18 protein-coding genes are annotated in these 19,338 nt (G+C 64.9%); 7 read left to right on the plus strand and 11 right to left on the minus strand.

Annotation, left to right across the window (positions count from 1 at the left end; translation table 11 throughout):
- Positions 1-55 precede the first annotated feature (55 nt).
- A complete protein-coding gene (locus A6B35_RS28945; protein WP_006200403.1) occupies positions 56-2,347 on the plus strand; it encodes a PAS domain-containing sensor histidine kinase in 2,292 nt (763 codons plus the stop codon).
- A 174-nt stretch (positions 2,348-2,521) separates the two neighbouring features.
- Positions 2,522-3,397 (plus strand): l-ornithine N(alpha)-acyltransferase, encoded by an 876-nt coding sequence (olsB, locus tag A6B35_RS28950; protein ID WP_006200404.1) that lies wholly within the window; start codon positions 2,522-2,524, stop codon positions 3,395-3,397.
- Between the two features lie 77 nt (positions 3,398-3,474).
- On the opposite strand, the gene A6B35_RS28955 is transcribed toward olsB, so the two are convergent.
- Both A6B35_RS28955 and grpE read right to left on the minus strand, forming a co-directional pair.
- Positions 3,475-4,107: a trimeric intracellular cation channel family protein gene (locus A6B35_RS28955; protein ID WP_040582133.1), complete on the minus strand. Its 633-nt coding sequence runs from the start codon at positions 4,105-4,107 to the stop codon at positions 3,475-3,477.
- A 139-nt stretch (positions 4,108-4,246) separates the two neighbouring features.
- The gene (grpE, locus tag A6B35_RS28960; protein ID WP_006200406.1) at positions 4,247-4,885 is read right to left on the minus strand and encodes a nucleotide exchange factor GrpE; all 639 of its coding nucleotides are present in this window, start codon (positions 4,883-4,885) and stop codon (positions 4,247-4,249) included.
- 218 nt (positions 4,886-5,103) lie between these two features.
- Here grpE and A6B35_RS28965 point away from each other — a divergent pair, with 218 nt between their 5' ends.
- Both A6B35_RS28965 and A6B35_RS28970 read left to right on the plus strand, forming a co-directional pair.
- Positions 5,104-5,301 carry a hypothetical protein gene (locus tag A6B35_RS28965; protein ID WP_006200407.1) on the plus strand — a complete coding sequence of 66 codons (198 nt, stop codon included), beginning with the start codon at positions 5,104-5,106 and terminating at the stop codon, positions 5,299-5,301.
- A gap of 130 nt (positions 5,302-5,431) precedes the next feature.
- Positions 5,432-6,454: a fatty acid desaturase gene (locus tag A6B35_RS28970; RefSeq protein ID WP_006200408.1), complete on the plus strand. Its 1,023-nt coding sequence runs from the start codon at positions 5,432-5,434 to the stop codon at positions 6,452-6,454.
- 53 nt (positions 6,455-6,507) lie between these two features.
- On the opposite strand, the gene A6B35_RS28975 is transcribed toward A6B35_RS28970, so the two are convergent.
- The 7 genes from A6B35_RS28975 to cysG all read right to left on the minus strand — a co-directional run bounded on the left by A6B35_RS28975 (position 6,508) and on the right by cysG (position 13,858).
- Positions 6,508-7,128: a DJ-1/PfpI family protein gene (locus tag A6B35_RS28975; protein WP_006200409.1), complete on the minus strand. Its 621-nt coding sequence runs from the start codon at positions 7,126-7,128 to the stop codon at positions 6,508-6,510.
- A gap of 194 nt (positions 7,129-7,322) precedes the next feature.
- Positions 7,323-8,930: a GMC family oxidoreductase gene (locus A6B35_RS28980; RefSeq protein ID WP_006200410.1), complete on the minus strand. Its 1,608-nt coding sequence runs from the start codon at positions 8,928-8,930 to the stop codon at positions 7,323-7,325.
- A 97-nt stretch (positions 8,931-9,027) separates the two neighbouring features.
- Positions 9,028-9,558 carry a DUF934 domain-containing protein gene (locus tag A6B35_RS28985; RefSeq protein WP_006200411.1) on the minus strand — a complete coding sequence of 177 codons (531 nt, stop codon included), beginning with the start codon at positions 9,556-9,558 and terminating at the stop codon, positions 9,028-9,030.
- A 106-nt stretch (positions 9,559-9,664) separates the two neighbouring features.
- On the minus strand, positions 9,665-10,429 hold the full coding sequence (locus tag A6B35_RS28990; protein WP_006200412.1) for a phosphoadenylyl-sulfate reductase: 765 nt from the start codon (positions 10,427-10,429) through the stop codon (positions 9,665-9,667).
- Positions 10,404-12,074, minus strand: a complete 1,671-nt coding sequence (locus A6B35_RS28995; protein WP_006200413.1) for a nitrite/sulfite reductase — start codon at positions 12,072-12,074, stop codon at positions 10,404-10,406. The genes A6B35_RS28990 and A6B35_RS28995 overlap by 26 nt, the downstream gene beginning before the upstream one ends.
- A gap of 36 nt (positions 12,075-12,110) precedes the next feature.
- A complete protein-coding gene (locus tag A6B35_RS29000; RefSeq protein ID WP_006200414.1) occupies positions 12,111-12,413 on the minus strand; it encodes a DUF2849 domain-containing protein in 303 nt (100 codons plus the stop codon).
- A complete protein-coding gene (gene cysG / locus A6B35_RS29005) occupies positions 12,410-13,858 on the minus strand; it encodes a siroheme synthase CysG (RefSeq protein ID WP_006200415.1) in 1,449 nt (482 codons plus the stop codon). Before cysG ends, A6B35_RS29000 begins: the two co-directional genes overlap by 4 nt.
- A gap of 408 nt (positions 13,859-14,266) precedes the next feature.
- Here cysG and A6B35_RS29010 point away from each other — a divergent pair, with 408 nt between their 5' ends.
- Both A6B35_RS29010 and A6B35_RS29015 read left to right on the plus strand, forming a co-directional pair.
- Positions 14,267-14,716 (plus strand): baeRF12 domain-containing protein, encoded by a 450-nt coding sequence (locus A6B35_RS29010; protein WP_006200416.1) that lies wholly within the window; start codon positions 14,267-14,269, stop codon positions 14,714-14,716.
- Between the two features lie 162 nt (positions 14,717-14,878).
- Positions 14,879-16,657: a cation:proton antiporter domain-containing protein gene (locus A6B35_RS29015; protein WP_006200417.1), complete on the plus strand. Its 1,779-nt coding sequence runs from the start codon at positions 14,879-14,881 to the stop codon at positions 16,655-16,657.
- Positions 16,658-16,716: 59 nt separating this feature from the next.
- On the opposite strand, the gene A6B35_RS29020 is transcribed toward A6B35_RS29015, so the two are convergent.
- Complete coding sequence (locus A6B35_RS29020; RefSeq protein WP_006200418.1) at positions 16,717-17,523, minus strand: AraC family transcriptional regulator; 807 nt, start codon at positions 17,521-17,523, stop codon at positions 16,717-16,719.
- A gap of 127 nt (positions 17,524-17,650) precedes the next feature.
- Here A6B35_RS29020 and A6B35_RS29025 point away from each other — a divergent pair, with 127 nt between their 5' ends.
- Positions 17,651-18,571 carry a zinc-binding dehydrogenase gene (locus A6B35_RS29025; RefSeq protein ID WP_006200419.1) on the plus strand — a complete coding sequence of 307 codons (921 nt, stop codon included), beginning with the start codon at positions 17,651-17,653 and terminating at the stop codon, positions 18,569-18,571.
- Between the two features lie 12 nt (positions 18,572-18,583).
- Here A6B35_RS29025 and A6B35_RS29030 read toward each other — a convergent pair whose 3' ends face one another.
- Positions 18,584-19,336 (minus strand): SDR family NAD(P)-dependent oxidoreductase, encoded by a 753-nt coding sequence (locus tag A6B35_RS29030; RefSeq protein ID WP_006200420.1) that lies wholly within the window; start codon positions 19,334-19,336, stop codon positions 18,584-18,586.
- Positions 19,337-19,338 lie beyond the last annotated feature (2 nt).

The raw sequence follows: 19,338 nt of genomic DNA on the forward strand, positions 1-19,338 counted from the left end.
AATTCGAATGATCCGCCGCAATCTTCCATAATCTCTCTATGGCAAGGCTTTCCGCATGATCGCGGAATCCGGCATCAGAGCTCCGGGCAGTGCCGAAGGCGTCGACGGGCCAGGCCCCGAGGCGCCAAAGCGGCTGCTTGTCGCACCGCCGCCGCTGGCACCCGCATCGCCGCCGGCCAACCCCGAAGGCCTACCCTTCCTGACCATCGTCGCCACCGCCGTGTTGGCTGGACTGGCTCACCTGACCGGCGCACCGATCTTCGTCACCATCGGTTTGCTGGCGACCGGCCTGGCCGGTCTCGGCATGCACCTGCGAGCCAAGCGCAATGAACGCCGCACGGCGGCCCTGCTCGACGAGACCGCCGCCCGCAGCCGCGCCGAGATCGAGACGCTGGCCGACCGCATGTGGGAGATGCAGGAGAGCGAGGAGCGCTTCCGCGGGCTGATCGACGCACTCGGCGATCTCGTTGTCCATCGCGATCGCGACGGCAACATCGTCTATGCCAACAAGGTTTTCGCCGATCTCGTCGAGATCGACCAGCGCCACCTTGCCGGCAAGACCTTGTCCGAGCTTGGCATCGATGTCGGCATCGTTCCCGACGCCGCCTTCTCGGATCACGACTGCCTGAGTTCCACCGACGTCGCAATTCGCACGCCGAGTGGCCCGCGCTGGTTTTCATGGATCGAGCTGTCGGTACGCGACAAGGACAACGGCGCCGTCTCGCATCGCGCGATCGCCCGCGACATCACCGCACGCAAGCGCGCCGAATCCTCGCTGATCACCGCCCGCGAGCGGGCCGAATATGCCAGCCAGGCGAAGTCGCGCTTCCTGGCCACCGTCAGTCATGAGATCCGCACGCCGATGAACGGCATCATGGGCATGGCCAAGCTCCTGGTCGACACCGACCTGTCGCCCGAGCAGCGGACCTATGTCGGCGCCGTCTCGACCTCGGCCAGCGCCCTGCTGGCGCTGATCGAGGACCTGCTCGACTATTCCAAGATCGAGGCCGGCCGTTTCGACCCGGAACCGCAGCCGACATCGCTGCGCGAGATCGCCGACAACATCATCGAACTCATGGCGGCGCGCGCCTTCGGCAAGAACATCGGGCTTGGCTGCCATGTCGAGCTCGACGTGCCGCAGATGATCACCGCCGATCCCGGCCGGGTACGCCAGGTGCTGCTCAACCTCATCGGCAACGCCATCAAGTTCACCGACACCGGCGGCGTGCTGGTGAGCGTAGCGCGGGCGCGCACCGAGACCACCGACCGTATCTGTTTCACCGTCACCGACACAGGTCCCGGCCTGCGCGAGGAGGACATGGAACGTATCTTCGAGGAGTTCGAGCAGTCCGACGGCACCTCGACCCGGGTGCATGGCGGCGCCGGCCTCGGCCTCGCCATCTCAAGGCGCCTGGCCAAAGCCATGGGTGGCTCGATCTCGGTGTCGAGCCGGCTTGGCGAGGGATCCGAATTCGTCTTCGAGCTCCCCGCCACTGCGGCAACTGAGCCGCCGCAGAACCGGCAAAGCATCCTGGCCGGCCGCCGTGCCGTGATCGTTTCGAAGAACGCGATCGAGGCGGACGCCATCGCCCGCACCATCCGCGCCCACGGCGGCGCGGTCGATCTGGCGACGACGCTTGCCCAGGCGACACCTTTCGCCGCCGGCTGCGACGTGCTGCTGGTCGATGCGGCGATGGAAAACAGCGATGGACGCCTGCTCAAGCGCTTGCGTCAGAACGGCTTTGCCGATTGCGAGGCGATCACGCTGATCGCGCCGACCGATCGCGGCATGCTTGGCGAGTTCCGCGCCAATGGCTATGCCACCTTCCTGGCCAGGCCGGTGCGCGGCGAGACGCTGCTGCGCGTGCTGTTGACCAGCCATGCGCCGGTCCTGCCCCAGCCGAAATCGGACAAGCACGGCGCCCCGCCCGTGCGCGCCGGCGCGGGTCGCCGCGAGCACGGCCTGTCGGTGCTGATCGCCGAAGACAACGACATCAACGCCATGCTTGCCCGCGCCACGCTTCTCAAGGCCGGGCACCGCGTCAAGGTGGTCGGTAACGGCAAGGCCGCCGTCGAGGCCATCACCGATGCCGGGCTCAAGCACCGCTTCGACGTGGTGCTGATGGACCTGCATATGCCGGTCATGGACGGGCTGGACGCGATAGCCGCCATCCGCCGCCATGAAGAAGAGATGGCCGTGCCGCCGGTTCCGATCATGGTGCTGTCGGCCGATAGCCAGGAAAAGACCCGTCACGCGGTGCTCGCCCACGGCGCCAGCGGCTTCGTCACCAAGCCTCTTGACCCCGACGCCCTGGTCCATGCCGTCGAGGGTCAGGTCGCGGCCTGACGCCCGCGTCGGCCGTCTCTCATCACGTAAACGTAGCCGGTTGAGCGTATTCGCCAGCCGACGAAGTATTGCCCGTCGCGCCGTATCACGGTACTGTCACAATCCTGTTGCACCTACACCGTATCCCCGTGCCAAGAGGGATGGCTCGAAGGAGAATCACTCGTGCATACAGTTATGCCTGAATGTGACACTCGGCCGAACGCCGGCGGCGCCATGCTCGCCGCGCGGACCGCCGATGCCGTCGCAACTGGGGCACCTCTGGGTCGTATCGGCAATCTCGAAGTGCGGCTCGCCCGCAATGCGGCCGAAATCGCCGCCGCGCAGGAAGTGCGCTACCGGGTATTCTATGACGAGCTTGGCGCCAGGAAGGATCTGTTCCAGGCGCAGGATCGTCGCGACGCCGATCGCTTCGACCCGCTCTGCGATCATCTGCTTGTCCTCGACACTTCGCTTGCCGGCCCCGAGCACCGCCGCATCGTCGGCACCTACCGGCTGCTGCGGCAGGAAATCGCGGCGACGGCCGGCGGCTTCTATTCCGAAGGCGAGTTCGAACTGACCAAGCTGATCGCCCGCCACCCCGGCCAGCGCTTCCTCGAACTCGGCCGCTCCTGCGTCCTGCCGCAGTATCGCTCCAAGCGCACCATCGAGGCGCTGTGGCAAGGCATCTGGGCGTATATCAACCATTACGGCATCGGCGTGATGACCGGCTGCGCCTCGTTCCATGGCGTCGTGCCGGCGGCGCATGCCGAGGCGCTCACCTATCTTGCCCATCACTGCCGCACCGACTCGGCCTGGGATGTCCGGGCAGTCGCCGGCCGCTACTGCTCGATGGACCTGATGCCGATCGAGGCAGTCAACGCCAAGGCGGCGATCGCGGCGATGCCGCCGCTGGTCAAGGGCTATTTGCGCGTCGGCGCCCGCATCGGCGACGGCTGCGTCATCGATCACGAATTCTCGACCGTCGACGTGTTCGTGGTCATGCCGGTCAAGGAGATCGGCGCCCGCTACGTCAACTACTATGGCGGGGAAGCCCAGCGCTTCGCCGCCTAAGAGTAGTGAGTAGCGAATAGTGAGTAGTCGGTAGAACGCACCAATCACTCAATGCTCACTACTCACTACCTACTCTTTCACGGAATATCTTCCGGCCTCCGGCCGGGCCGGCTCTTGTAGGACGGAAAGGCCCAGCCGAATTTGAGCGCGCCGCCGCGCACCAGGAATGCCGCGGCAAAGCCCGCCAGGCCGGATGCCAGCGGCGGCAGTCCGGCAAGATCGCCGAGTGTAAACAGCGTAGCACCCGCAAGGGCGGCCGTGACGTAGATCTCCGGCCTCAGGAGCACCGACGGCTCGCCAGCCAGCAGATCGCGCAGGATGCCGCCGAACGTGGCCGTCAGCACGCCGGTGACAACGGAGACGACCGGCGACCCGGTAATCGCCAGACCCTTGGCCGCGCCCATCACCGAAAAGGCGGCAAGGCCGATGGCGTCGAGCCAAAGCAGCAATTTCCAGCGCGACTCGACCCGGTGCGCGCTGAAGAAGACAAGCACCGCGACCACCGCGCAGATCAGCACATAGCTGGAGTTGCCGACCCAGAACACCGGCAGGTTGAGGATCACGTCGCGAAACGTGCCGCCGCCGATGGCGGTGACGCTGGCCAGGAACAGGAAGCCGATAATGTCGAGCTGCTTGCGCGAGGCCGCAAGTGCCCCGCTCGCCGCGAAGACGGCGACACCGGCGTAGTCGAGGAGGTCGATCGGGTTCAAGGACATGAGGCAGTAGGGATCAGGCAGTAGGGGATTAGGAACTGGGGAGTATGAATAACACGAAGCCGCGCAATACGACCGCCTTGATTCCCCTACTGCCTACTGCCTACTGCCTACTGCCTACTGCCTATTCCCTACCTCACGCATCTTTCTCGGCCTGCTCATTCACCGGTCCCGGCTCGACCGGCGCTTCGGCCGCCGCCTGCTTGGGGCCGCCCTTGGCGACGCCGACCATCGCCGGCCTGAGCACGCGCTCGCCGATCGAATAGCCCGGCTGCACCACCTGGACGACGGTGCCGGCGGGAACCTCGGGATTGGGTACCTCGAACATCGCCTGATGGAAGTTCGGGTCGAACTTCTCACCTTCCGGCGCGAGCTTTTTCACGCCATGCCGCTCCAGTGCCGACAGCATGGCGCGTTCGGTGAGGTCGACGCCCTCGATCAGCGCCTTGAAACCGGCGTCGCCCGCGGCCTTGGCCTCGTCCGGGACGGCATCGAGCGCGCGGCGCAGATTGTCCGACACCGACAGCATGTCGCGGGCGAAATTGGCGACCGCGTAGGTGCGCGCGTCATGCACGTCGCGCGCGGTGCGGCGGCGCAAATTCTCCATCTCGGCGGCAACGCGAAGGGCGCGATCCTTCAGTTCCTCGTTTTCCTTCAGCAGCCGCACAAGCGCCTCGTAGTCACCGTCGACGCTGCCTTCGGTACGTTCGCCCGCCGCCGCCTCAGTGGCTTCAATTTCCTCGGGCGCGCGTTCGTCTTTTGCCTGGTCGCTCATCGCCGTTTCCCGTCATTTTCGAATGGTCTGGATTTGCGCCCGATATCGAGGTTTGGCGGCCAAAAATCAAGGGGCAAGCCATATTGGAGGCTGCCGGCGATCTTTCGATATTAATTCAAATTTTACCGTAACGGCCGGCTTTTCTTGCAAGGCCCCTGCAATGCGGGAACCATTACCGGCCCGGAGGAGTTTCGAAGCCAACACAGGATTTTGGGACAATGACAGGCAATAAGCGCGACAGGCGCGAGGAACTCGCCGCCGATATCAAGCGCCAGATGGGCACCGAGGCGACCAAGCGGTTCCTGCGCACGCTGCCGGCATTCCATTTGCAGGCCGAACTGCCCGAGCATCTCAGGGAACTGCTCGACCGTCTCGACGGGGCGGAGGCCAGTGTGGCCGCCAGCGAGCGCCACTAGGCACTTGTTCCGGAAGACGGATGGAACAACAGTCGCAGCCGTCATGGCCTGCCATCGCGCGACAATTACGCGCAGTAATTTTGCGTGAGCTTTGCCTTGCGGCGGCGGAGCCTGTTGCTTATGCTTCCTGATGAACATGATTTCCCCCGAGGCGGTTGCCAACAGCAAGCGCGCCTGGCTGAAGATTCTGGCGCGCTACAAGAAGCCTGACCGGCGGCGCAGCGCCCTCGAACTCGCCATCACCCTCATTCCCTTCGTCACCCTCTGGGCGCTCTCTTCGGCCGCCTATTCCTACGGCCATTGGTGGGGTTTGATCCTCATTCTTCCCGCGGCCGGGTTTCTGGTGCGCATCTTCATGATCCAGCACGATTGCGGACATGGGTCCTTCTTCGCCAACCGCTATGCGGACGACTGGATCGGCCGCGCGCTCGGCGTCCTGACGCTGACCCCCTATGATTGCTGGCGGCGTGCCCACGCCACCCATCACGCCAGCGCCGGCAATCTCGACGAGCGCGGCATGGGCGACATCAAGACCCTGACCGTCGCCGAATACCGGCAGATGTCATGGCGGGGCCGGCTGGCCTACCGGCTCTATCGCCATCCGCTGGTCATGTTCGGCCTCGGGCCGATCTGGCTTTTCATCTTCGAGCAAAGGCTGCCGGTCGGCATGATGCGGGGCGGCCTGACGCCCTGGGTGTCGTCCATGGCGACCAATCTCGGCATCGCGCTTGCCGCCGCGATCCTCATCTGGTTCGTCGGGCTAGGCGCGTTCCTGGTCGTCCACTTGCCGATCGTCATCCTCGCCGGTTCGGCCGGCGTCTGGCTGTTCTATGTCCAGCACCAGTTCGAAGAGACGGAATGGGCAAAGGATTCCGAATGGGAATTCCAGCACGCCGCGCTGCATGGATCGTCCTATTACGACCTGCCGGCCGTGCTGAACTGGTTCACCGGCAATATCGGCGTCCATCACGTCCACCATCTCTCGGCCAAGGTGCCGTGCTACCGGCTTCCGGAAGTGCTGCGCGATTTTCCGGAACTGCGCGACATCGGCCGCGTCACACTTCTCGACAGCCTGCGCTGCGTCAAGCTGGCGCTATGGGACGAAAGCCGCAGGAAACTTGTGTCCTTCCGCGAAGCGCGCTTGGCCGCGTAGAACAGACCGCCGCACCGGCAGTGCGGCGGCTTTCTCCCTAGGCTATGCCCCGTTCAGGCCGCCTTGCGCTCGTCGCGCATCAGCGCCTTGCCGTCACGGATCTCGGTGCCGAGCACCTTGAGGCATTCGCGCATGAAGGCTGCAAGGCCCGGCCAGCCCTTGGCCGACACCAGATTGCCGTCGACATGGGCGCCGGTCGGCGCGACGTCGATGTAGATGCCGCCGGCCAGCGTGACCTCCGGTTCGCAATATTGCAGCGCCGCGACTTCCCTGCCGCGCACCACGCCATCGACCGCGATCAGGATCTGCACGCCGTGGCAGATGGTGAAGATCGGCTTGCCGGTCTCATGGAAATGCCTGACCAGCGCCTGCACCCGCTTGTCGATGCGGATGTATTCCGGCCCGCGCCCGCCCGCCGCATAGACGGCGTCGTATTCGGCCGGGTTCACCTCGGCGAAGGTCTTGTTGAGGATGTAGTCGTGGCCGAGCTTTTCCGTATAGGTCTGGTGGCCTTCGAAATCGTGCAACGACGTCTTCAATATGTCGCCGGCCTTCTTGTCGGGGCACACGACATGGACCGTATGGCCAACCGCATGCATGGCCTGTTCGAAGACGAAAATCTCGTATTCCTCGCTGAACTCGCCAACGAGCATCAGTATCTTCTTGCCTGCCATTTCTGGTTCCTCCCTTGCTGGCTATTTATTTCGGGTCGCGAAATAATAGACCTATCCTAAGGGCAAGACGTCGAAAGGAAAAGCGTAAATCGCACAATTGGTCAGACCAGATTGATTTGCACTTGCTAAAACGCCGGCCAGACCCTCGCCCTCGGCTTCCGCATGGCAATCCTGGTCCGACCAATAACGCCCATTCAGGCTGCGGCGCGGATCATATCCGCAGCCTTTTCGGCGATCATGATCGTCGGCGCATTGGTGTTGCCGCCGATCAGTGTCGGCATCACCGAAGCATCGACCACGCGCAGCCCCTGCATCCCGTGCACCTTGAGTTGCGGATCGACGACGGCCATGTCGTCGACGCCCATCCTGCAGGTGCCGGCCGGGTGATAGATCGTGTCGGCGCGGGCCCTGATATGCGCCATCAGGTCGGCATCGCTTGAAACACCGGCGGTGTAGATTTCCTTGCGGCGGTATTTCGCTAGCGCCGGCGCCTCCAATATGCCGCGCATCGTCTTGACCCCCTTGAGCAGAAGGGCGGCATCGCGTTCGTCCTCGAGAAAGCGCGGGTCGATGCGCGGCGGCGCCAGCGGGTCCGGCGTCGACAGCCCGACCTCGCCGCGCGAATAAGGCCGCAGCACGCAGACATGGCAGGAAAAGCCGTAGCCCATATGCAGCTTGCGGCCGTGATCGTCGACGATGGCGATGCAGAAATGCAGCTGCAGGTCGGGCCGATCGATCACCGGATCGGATTTGAGGAAAGCGCCGGCCTCGGCGTACGGAGTGGCGATCATGCCTGTGCCGTCCTTGCGCCAGCGCAGCATATGCCTGAGCAATCCAGGCGTGCCGCGCAGGCCGATGCCCATCATGTCGGCATCCGCCGACGTCCAGGCCATGATGAAATCGAGATGGTCCTGCAGGTTCTTGCCGACCCCAGGCACCTCATGGACGACCGGAATGCCGTGCATCGCCAGTTCGGCCGCCGGGCCGATGCCGGACAACAACAGCAGCTGCGGTGAGCCAAAGGCGCCGCCGCAGACGATGACCTCGCGCTTTGCCTCCGCGACGGTCTCGGTTTTGCCGGCACGGTAGCGCAGGCCCGTGGCGCGCTTACCGTCGAGGACTATCCGTGTCGCGTGCGCCCCGGTGACAACGGTCAGGTTCGGCCGGTCCATGGCCGGATGCAGGTAGGCGGCCGCAGCCGAGCAGCGCTCGCCATTGCGGCGCTCGCCCCAGAACTGCGTTACCTGGTAGAGCCCCGCCCCTTCCTGCTCGGCTCCGTTGAAATCATCGTTGCGCCTGATCTGGTTTTCGCCGCAGGCCTCGACAAAGGCGCGGGCGACGGGACGCGGCTCCTGCTGCTCGCCGACCCGCAACGGCCCGTCGCCGCCATGCAGCGCGTCAGTGCCGCGCTGATTGCCTTCGGCGCGCCGAAAATAGGGCAGTACCTCGTCCCACGACCAGCCATCGCAGCCGAGGTCGGCCCATCCGTCATAGTCGCTGCGATGCCCGCGAATGTAGAGCATGGCGTTGATGGCGCTGGAGCCGCCGAGCGTCTTGCCGCGCGGCTGGTAGCCCTTGCGGCCGCCAAGTCCTGGCTGCGGCACCGTCTCGAAGGCCCAGTTGTTGAGCTTCGGCCGGCCCGGCAGCAGCGCGATGACGCCCGCCGGCGCGCGGATGAACAAATCCTTGCCGGCGCCGCCGGCTTCGATCAGGCACACCGTTTTGGAGGGATCTTCGGAGAGCCTTGCCGCCAGCGTGCAGCCGGCGGAACCGCCACCGGCGATGACATAGTCGTAGCGCATAGTCTCCTCCCGATCATCCGGCGGATGTTTCCGTCCGGATGCGCAAGAGAAGGCTTGCTTGCGAGCATTGTAAAGACGTCGGCGCGTTACCGCAGGGTCAGCCCGTGCGTTTGCGCCGCCAGGAATATTTCGGTCCCTTGGCCTCCGGCTCGGCGGCCGGCTGATAGTAGAGCGGCAGGCCGCCGGTGCGGCCTTCCTCGAGCCGCTTCAGAAGCACCGGATTCGTCACTTCGAACTCGTCGAAGCCGAGCCGCAGCATATGCGGCAGCTGGTCGACCAGAACCTGGCCGGTGGCGCGCACGGCACCCTGAAAATGATAGCGCGCACGCAGCAATTCGCCCTTGGAGAAGGACCGCCCGTCATTGAACGCAGGAAAGGCCAGCGCCACCAGCGACAGCTGGTCGAGCAGCCCGGCGATCTTGTCCAGTTCGTCGCCCGGCAGAAGCAGCACACCAAGGCGCTCCTTCGCCGATCGGCGCACGTCCGCGTCGAGCCCCAGAAACGCCTGCAGCGGCAGGATAAAGCGTCCGTTGCCGGTAAGTGCATCGGCGCTTTCGGCATGAACCCACTCGTCCTCGCGGAAACCCGTCGGGGTCCAGAGGCGGGTCTCCGTCGTCAATTCAGTCATCAAGAAGTCCTAAAGCTCAAAATTTCTGGAGCGGCGCGCCGGTCAGCGACTTTGGTACGGAAGCGCAGGAACCGCCGTTTGCAGGCCGGCTGAGCACCAACATACCTTAAAGCGATGCGTCGGTCAGCGACTTCTCCAGCCCGGAGAGGTGGATGCCGCACTCGGTCTTGGCGTGCCCAGCCCAGCGGCCGCTGCGCGCATCCTCGCCCGGCTGTACCGGCTGCGTGCATGGGAAGCAACCGATCGACAGATAGCCATAGGCGACCAGCGGATTTTCGCGCAGCGCATGCGCGCGCATGTAGGCGGCCTGGTCCGACGTCGTCCAATGCGCCAGCGGGTTGATGCGGATGCGCGAACCGACCGCCTCGAAGACGGGAAGCGCCGCGCGCGTCGAGGCCTGGAAGCGCTTGCGTCCGGTGAACCAGGCGCGGAACGGCTCGACGCCGCGCGCCAGCGGCTCGACCTTGCGCACATTGCAGCAGGCGTCGGTGTTGGTCTCGTTGAGGTTGCCGGTCGGATCGACCCTTTCGAGCGCGGCCTCTTCGGGCTTGATCACCCTGATATCGGTCAGGCCGAAATCGGCGGCCAGCGCGTCGCGATAACCGAGCGTCTCCTCGAAATGCTTGCCGGTATCGAGGAAGATCACCGGCAGCGTGCGGTCGATCTCGGCGATCATATGCAGGAGCACGGCTGAATCGGCGCCGAACGAGGACACGGCGGCGATGCCGCCGCGAAAGATCTCGCGCGTCGAGCGCTCGATGATCTGCAGCGGATTGAGGTGACCATAGAGCGCGTCGAGCCCAGCCGCCTCGGCGGCGATGCCGGCCTCGACGTCGACGATACGGTCAAGCGGCCTTGGTTTCGCCAGCATAGAGCGCCTCCTTGAACGGCGCGGGACCGACTCTGCGGTAGGCGTCGATGAATCGTTCTGAGGGATCGAGGCGAAGGCCGAGATAGGTTTCGACGATCTGCTCGATGGCGTCGGTGATCTCTTCCGACGAGAAGCCGCGGCCGATGATCTCGCCAACCGAGGTGTTCTCGTCGGCCGAGCCGCCGAGCGTGACCTGGTAGAGTTCGGCGCCCTTCTTCTCGACGCCGAGGATGCCGATGTGGCCGACATGGTGGTGGCCGCAGGCGTTGATGCAGCCGGAAATCTTCAGCTTCAGCTCGCCGATCTCGCGCTGCCGCTCGAGCGAGGCGAAGCGCTGCGATATCTCCTGCGCCACCGGAATGGAGCGCGCCGTGGCCAGCGCGCAATAGTCGAGGCCGGGGCACGAGATGATGTCGCTGATCAGGTTGGAGTTGGCCGTGGCCAGGCCGATGTCGACCAGCGCGTCATAGACAGCCTTGAGGTCGGCGCGCGCGACATGCGGCAGGATCAGGTTCTGCTCGTGGCTGACGCGCAATTCGTCGAAAGCGTATTTCTCGGCGATGTCGGCAACCGCTTCCATCTGGCTGTCGGAAGCGTCGCCCGGCACCTCGCCGATGCCCTTGAGCGAGATCGTCACCGCCGCATAGTCGGGATGGCGGTGGGTCACCACATTCTGGTCGAGCCATTCGGAGAAGCTTTTGGAATCGAGCCGTGCCAGCTTCACCGCCGCGTCGCCTTCCGGCCGCGCGGTCAGCCGGGGCGGAGCGAAATAGGCGTCGATGGCGCGGATGTCGGCTTCCGGCAGCTTCAGCTCGGCGTCCTTCAGTTCCTGCCATTCGGCCTCGATCTGGCGGGTGATCTCCTCGACCCCGGTCTCGTGGACGAGAATCTTGATGCGCGCCTTGTACTTGTTGTCGCGGCGGCCATAGAGGTTGTAAACGCGCAGGATCGCCGTGCAGTAGGACAGAAGATCGGCTTCCGGCAGGAAGTCGCGGATCTTCTTGGCGACCATCGGCGTGCGGCCCTGGCCGCCGCCGACATAGACGGCGAAGCCGAGTTCGCCGGCCGCGTTCTTCTTCAAATGCAAGCCGATGTCGTGCGTCTGGATAGCGGCGCGGTCGCGCTCCGCACCCGTCACCGCGATCTTGAACTTGCGCGGCAGGAACGAAAACTCCGGATGCACCGACGACCACTGACGCAGGATCTCCGCATAGGGGCGCGGATCGGCGACCTCGTCGGCGGCGGCACCGGCGAAATGATCGGCGGTGACGTTGCGTATGCAGTTGCCGCTGGTCTGGATGGCGTGCATCTCGACACTCGCGAGATCGGCCAGGATCGCCGGGATGTCCGACAGCGCCGGCCAGTTGAACTGGATGTTCTGCCGCGTCGTGAAATGGCCGTAGCCCTTGTCGTATTTGCGGGCGATATGGCCGAGCATGCGCAGCTGCTGGCTGTTCAGCGTGCCATAGGGCACCGCTATGCGCAGCATATAGGCGTGCAGCTGCAAATAGACACCGTTCATCAGCCTCAGCGGCCGGAACTGATCCTCGGTGATCTCGCCGGCAAGCCGCCGCTGCACCTGGTCGCTGAACTCGGCGACACGGGCCTGCACGAAATCTTGGTCGAACTCATCGTAACGGTACATGCTTCGTCTTTCAGGGCGCGTCCGCCCGCTTTCACATTATGCCCGGATCGTTTCCGGATGGGCCTGTTTGCCGAGGTCGCCACGGATGGTCGGGCCAGCGGCGCGGATCTTTTCGCGCAGCCGCACCGCTTCGACCACGCCGTCGACCACGGTGACGTCGATCAGATTGACGTCGACAACCTCATTGTTGGCGTAGGCCGCGGCACCGATCGCCTCCAGCCGGTCCTCGGCCGCCTTGTCATGGGCGAGGTCGGCATTGCCGATCGTCTCGGCCCAGCCGCCATCGGCGTACCAGACGGCGATGCCGTCGGTGAGCCTGTTTGCGGTCAGAACCTTCATTGCTCGACTCCTTCGGCGGCCGTGCTGGCAGCGCCCTCATGCCTGTGTGCCGCGAGCGGCTCGGAACGTTCAAAATTGGCGCCGGCGACCGCATCGCCGATGATGGTCATCACCGGGCCGGTCAGGTCGGCGCGCGCCTCCAGCGACGGCAAATCGGCCAGCGTGCCGTGGAAGCGCCGGCGATTGCCGAGACTGGCATTCTCGACCACGGCGACCGCCGTGTCCGGCGACAGGCCGGCTTCGATCAGGCGGCCGGCGACCTCGGCCGCGACCGAGCGGCCCATATAGACGGCGACCGTTGCGCCGGAGATGGCGAGCTTGGCCCAGTCCGGCAGCGAATTGCCCTTAAGATCGTGGCCGGTCGTGAACACCATCGACGAAGAGACGCCGCGCAGCGTCAGCGGCAGTTCGAAATCGGCGGCTGCGGCAAAGGCCGCGGTGACGCCGGGAACCACTTCATAGGCGATGCCGGCGTCGCGAAGTGCCGCCATCTCCTCGCCAGCCCGGCCGAACACCAAGGGGTCGCCCGACTTCAGCCGCACGACGCGCTTGCCGGCATGGCCGAGTTCGACCAGCAGCGCATTGATCTCGGTCTGGCTCTTCGAATGGCAGCCCTTGCGCTTGCCGACCGGCAGGCGCTCGGCGTCGCGGCGACCCATGGCGACAATCGCCTCCGGCACCAGCGCGTCATAGACGATGACGTCGGCTTCCATCAAAAACCGATGCGCCCGCAGCGTCAAAAGGTCTTCCGCGCCCGGCCCAGCGCCGACCAGCGCGATGTGGCCTGCGGCCGGCGCGTTGGAGACAAGCAGGTCGAGTGCTGCATCATGCGCCTGCGAGAGCTCTCCGGCCTCTACGGCGCGCGCCGGCGCGCCGGCAAAGAAATCGCTCCAGAAGCGGCGGCGGCCATTGCCCTTCGGCAGCCGCTCGGCAGCACCTCGGAACGAAGCGGCGAGCGTCGCCAGAGCACCGAGCGACGGCGACAGCATGCGGTCGATACGGCTGCGCAGGATCTGGGCCAGCACCGGGCCTGCCCCTTCGGTGCCGATGGCGATCGCCACCGGGGCGCGGTTGACCAGCGCAGGTGTAAAGAAATCGCAGAGCTCGGGCCGGTCGACCGCATTGACCGGAATGCCCAGCCGGCGTGCGTCCGCGGCGACGCGGCGGTCGAGCGCTTCCTCGCCGCTGGCGGCAAACACCAGGGTCGCGCCTTCCAGATGCGCGGCATCGTAGGCGGCATCGATGTGGACGGCGCCGGTAGCAGCGATGAAGTTCAGCAACTCGGCTTCGGCGGCATCGGTGATGATGCGCAGCACCGCGCTTGACTGGTCGAGCAGCCGGGCCTTGGCCAGTGCCTCCTCGCCGCCACCGACGATGGCCACGGCTTCGCCCTCGACCCGCATGAAAACGGGAAAGGCGTTGAGTTTGGCATTGGCCTCAGACATGACGACAAGGAATCCTGGAACAGTCTGCCAGTTTTACGCGGCGGCGCGAAAAACCAGAAGGAAAGCACTCGCGCATCCGGCGATGGCAGGCAATCGCTTTTTCGCAACTGCGAAGGGCAGGAGAAAATTATTCCACACCCAGGAGTCGGGTGGATTCAAGATGCTGTTGCAGGCCCCGATCTGCGGTCCTTTTAGTCGCTTGCGCTCGGCGCCGCAAAACAGTTTTTTCTAAATTCTACCAAATTAGTAGATTAATGCTGCAGGGCGTTGACTGCGGTCTTGGACCGGCGATGAGCCATCACTCGGAACGAATTTGGCGGAGCCGGCGTTTGCCATTCAAACCCCAGGCTGCAGGGCATCGGGCCATGCGGCCTCATCCGGGGTCGGTCAGGAAATGGAGGAGCCGATATGAGCGACATCAAGCTGAAGCATGGGCTGTGGGTTCTGGTCGCCGACGGTGAGAAGGCGCTGTTCCTGCGCAACCGGGGCGACACGCGATTCCCCGACCTGCAAGTGGTGCAGGAGATGGAGCAGGAGAATCCCGCCACCCGCGAACAAGGCAGCGACCGCCCGGGCCGCTACAATGACGGCCCCTCGGTCCATCGCAGTGCGGTTCAGGACACCGATTGGCATCGTATCGGCAAGGAGCGCTTCGCCGACGATATCGCCGAGCGGCTCTACGGGCTGGCGCATCGCGGCGCGTTCGAGGAGATTGTGCTGATCGCGCCGCCCCAAGTGCTGGGCGAGATGCGCCGGAAGCTGCACAAGGAAGTCGGCGGCAGGGTGCAGGCGGAAATTCCGAAGACGCTGACCAACCACACCATCTTCGAGATCGAGAGCCTGCTACAGGCCGCCTGACCCGCGCGCACTTCGGCCTCTATTCGCTCTTGTCCGCACTGCCGACCATTTCGCGGCAATGCGGGTTGCCTCGCGCCTATAACAGCCCCCATATTGCAAGAGGCGGCGGCTTCGGGCGGCGCCTATCCGACATCGTGATTTTCGAAAGGCGCTCCATAGACAATGCCGCATGACACGCCCCTTATCGCCACCATCGTCGCCGGTCTGGGGCTGGCTTTCGTCTTCGGCGCCCTCGCCAACCGTTTTCGCGTGCCGCCGCTGGTCGGCTACTTGATTGCCGGCGTGCTGGTCGGGCCGAACACGCCCGGCTTCGTCGCCGATGCCGGCCTCGCCAACGAGCTCGCCGAAATCGGCGTCATCCTCTTGATGTTCGGCGTCGGCCTGCATTTTTCGCTGAAGGACCTTTTGTCGGTCCGCGCCATCGCCATACCCGGCGCCGTCGTGCAGATCGGCTTTGCCACCGCGCTCGGCGCCGGCCTTGCCTGGCTGCTCGGCTGGTCGATGGGCGCCGGGCTGGTCTTCGGCCTGGCGCTTTCCGTCGCCTCCACCGTGGTGCTGCTGCGTGCTTTGCAGGAGCGGAGGCTGATCGAGACCGAGCGCGGCCGCATCGCTGTCGGCTGGCTGATCGTCGAGGACCTCGCCATGGTGCTCGCGCTGGTGTTGTTGCCGGCGCTGGCCGGCGTGCTCGGCGGCCAGCCGCAGGTGGACAACCACGCCAGCGGTCTGCTGGCGCTGCCCGCCAGCTACGGCATCTGGGGCGTCGTCGGCATCACCCTTGCCAAGGTCGCCGCCTTCGTCGTCGTCATGCTGGTGGTCGGTCGCCGGGTCATCCCCTGGATCCTGCACTATGTCGCTCATACCGGCTCACGCGAACTGTTCCGGCTGGCAGTGCTGGCCATAGCACTTGGCGTTGCCTTCGGGGCGGCAAAGCTGTTCGGCGTCTCGCTGGCGCTGGGCGCCTTCTTTGCCGGCATGATCATGAGCGAGTCGGAACTCAGCCACCGCGCGGCCGAGGAATCGCTGCCGCTGCGCGATGCTTTCTCGGTGCTGTTCTTCGTTTCGGTCGGCATGCTGTTCGACCCGTTCAGCCTGATGAGCAATGGTCTGCCGATCCTGGCCACGCTGGCCATCATCGTGCTTGGCAAATCGCTGGCGGCGTTCGTCATCGTCGTCGCCTTCGGCTATCCGATTGCCACCGCACTGATGATTTCGGCCAGCCTTGCGCAGATCGGCGAGTTCTCCTTCATCCTGGCCGAGCTCGGTGTCGGGCTGGGCCTGCTGCCCGAGCAGGGGCGCGACCTGATCCTGGCCGGCGCCATCCTGTCGATCGTGCTCAACCCGCTGATGTTCCTCGCCATCGACTGGATGAAGCCATGGCTGGAGGCGCGGGCCGCCAAGGCAGCGCCACCGGTCGAGGCAAAGCCGATCGGCCCGGCGACCGCACCCGGAGAAGTGGCGTCAGTCGCGCCGGAAAGGGAAGATGGGCCGCCGCCGAAGACAAAGCTCACCGGCCACGCCATCCTGATCGGCTACGGCCGCGTCGGCAGCCTCGTCGGCGCAGCGCTGAAAGATGCTGCCATGCCCTTCCTCGTCATCGAGGACGCCGACAAGACGCTGGCGAAGCTCAGGGCCGACGGAATCGAAACCGTCGCTGGCAATGCGGCCAACGCCGAAGTGTTTGCCGCCGCCAATCCGGAAGGCGCAAAGCGATTGATCCTCGCCATTCCCAATGCCTTCGAAGCGGGACAGGTCGTGCTGCGCGCCCGCGCCGCCAATCCCGGGATAAGCGTCATCGCCCGGGCCCATTCAGACGCCGAGGTCGAGCATCTCAAGGGGCTCGGCGCCGACACCGTCATCATGGGCGAGCGCGAGATCGCGCGTGGCATCGTGGAAGAGGTTCTGGGCCACAAGCCGGAAGCGGCTGACCCGTCCGCGGCCTGACCAAGCCAAGGCCGTCATGCGCTGTCAATGCAATCGTCTCGACTGCGTTCGCAATCGGATCAGGCGACGAATGCAGAGCCGCCGTTTTGCGCGACACTGCTGAGGTATCTTGCCGGCGGCATCCCAAGCGCCTTCTTGAACATGGTGATGAAGGCCGTGACGGAACCATAGCCGAGGTCGCCCGAAACCTGCTGCACGCTGGCACCGGAGGCCAGTTCTCGAATGGCGACGATCAAGTGCAATTGCTGGCGCCAGTGCCCGAAGCTCAGCCCTGTCTCCTTGACCACGAGGCGGGCGAGGCTGCTCTCGCTGAGCGCAACGCGGTTTGCCCATTCCGCCAGTGTGCTGCGATCGGCGGGATCATCCGCCAACGCCTCGGCGATCCGCCGCAGGCGCGGCTCAGCTGAGATCGGCAGGTGCAATTGCTGCACAGGCATAAGCGGCAGTTCGGCGAGCAGCATCCCCGCCAGGCGGTCGCCTCTTGGTTCGTCCGGCGCGCAATCCGACAGTTCGATGATGAGCTCGCGCAGCAGAGGCGAGATCGAGAGCGTGCAGCACCGGTCCGGCAGCTCGGCAGCTCCGGGCTCGATGTAGACGAAGAAAATCCGCGCATTGGCGGTCGCGATGTTACTGTGCTCCATCTTGCTGGGCACCCACACGCCACAATGCGGCGGCACCATCCAAAGGCCGCTCGGAACACGACAGGTGACGCCGCCTCCGAGCGCAAAGACGAGTTGCCCTTTGCGATGCCAGTGCTCGGGCACCTCGGCCTTGGTCTCGGTCACGTCTACGCGAACGGCGATCGCTGGCGTGAGCACGTCATCGACGTCGAAATCCAGCCAGGGCCAGCGGAGCGGCTGTCTCATACTTGACTGCTTTTAGCGATCATTTGGCTTTATATCTAAATTTTTCAACCCCAAAAGTCGATAGGCTCAGGCCGTTATCGTCGCAATCCCGATCGCGACCCCAACCGTCAATTCTCAAAGGTGGCCAATGCTTGCCCTTGCTATCTCTCCCGACAGCCCCAACAGGCTGAAGCTAGCCGAGATCGACGAGCCAAACCTTTGTCCGAATGAAGCATTGGTGGCGGTCCACGCAACCTCGTTGAACCGCGGCGAACTGCGCCTGCTCACCATACGTCCGGCCGGCTGGGTACCCGGCCAGGACATCGTTGGGGTTGTCGAACGGGCGGCGGCCGATGGCTCCGGGCCAGCCGTAGGCACAAGCGTTGCGGCTCTGGTCGACCAGGCCGGCTGGGCCGAACGTGTCGCCGTTCCAACCGACCGTCTCGCCGTCCTGCCGGATGACGTCAGTTTCGTTTCCGCGGCCACGCTTCCGGTCGCGGGCGCGACGGCGCTGAGGACTTTACGCCATGGCGGCGACCTCGCCGGTCAGCGGGTCCTCATCACTGGCGCAAGCGGTGCGGTCGGCCGTTTCCAGATCCAGATCGCCCGCGAGCAAGGCGCTTCGGTGACAGCGATCGCCACGTCTCGGCACCACGATGATCTTCGCCACCTGGGAGCCGACCAGGTTGTCGAAACAATCGAGCGGGCCGAGGGGCTGTTTTCGCTGATCACCGAGTCGGTCGGCGGGGAAAGCCTCGCACACGCGATCGAACGCGTCGCACCTGGCGGGATCATCGTCATGTTCGGTTCGAGCAGTGGCGAACTCACGCCGGTCGGCTTCCGCCAGTTCGTTCCGGGTCACGAGGGGGCGAGGCTGCAGACCTTCGCGTACTACACTTCCGGCTCGGGCATTGGCGCGGACATCGCCTCGCTGCTCGCTCTGGTGGCGGCTGGCCGGCTGGAACCCCGCGTGGCCTTGACCGTGCCGTGGACAGACATTGCCCAAGCCCTGGACGCACTGCGGCAGCGCAGCTTCAGCGGCAAGGCCGTTCTCACCATCGCCGGATGAGAGCCCGAAGCCTCAGACGTGCTGGCCACCGTTGATGTGGATTTCCGAGCCCGTCACGTAGGACGCCTGCTGCGAGCACAGGAAGAAGATGATGTCGGCGACCTCGGCCGTGGCGCCGAGCCTTCTCAGCGGAATGGTCTCGACGATCTTGTCGGTGCCCGGCGACAGGATCGCCGTGTCGATCTCGCCTGGCGCGATCGCGTTGACGCGGATGCCGTGCGGGCCGAAATCATGCGCCATCTCGCGCGTCAGCGAACCGAGCGCAGCCTTCGACGTCGCATAGGCTGTACCGGCGAAAGGATGAACGCGGGTGCCGGCGATCGAAGTGACGTTGACGATCGAACCTTTCGCCGATGCCAGCTCCTTGAACAGGCCTCTGGCCAGCATGATCGGCGCGAAGAAATTGACCTGGAACACGTCGCGCCAGACATGCATCGGCGTGTCGATCGAGTTCATACGGCTGTTGCCGTCGCTGAGCTTCGGCGAAATGCCGGCGTTGTTGACCAGCGCATTGAGGTGTCCGCCATGCGCCTCCAGCCGGTGACGGATTTCAGAGACGGCGATGCCGACATCCTCCTGGTCGGCGAGATCGACCTTGATGTGGTCCTCAGGCCCCGCCGGCCACGGACAGTCCTCGGCAAAAGCCTGGCGCGAGCAGGTGATGACGCGCCAGCCCTCGCGTGAAAAGCGCTTAACAGTGGCGTGACCGATGCCGCGGCTGGCGCCGGTCAGCACGATGGTCTTTCTGGTGTCGAGTTCAGCCATGT

Source organism: Mesorhizobium amorphae CCNWGS0123 (assembly GCF_001686985.1).
GTDB classification, from domain to species: Bacteria; Pseudomonadota; Alphaproteobacteria; order Rhizobiales; family Rhizobiaceae; genus Mesorhizobium; species Mesorhizobium amorphae.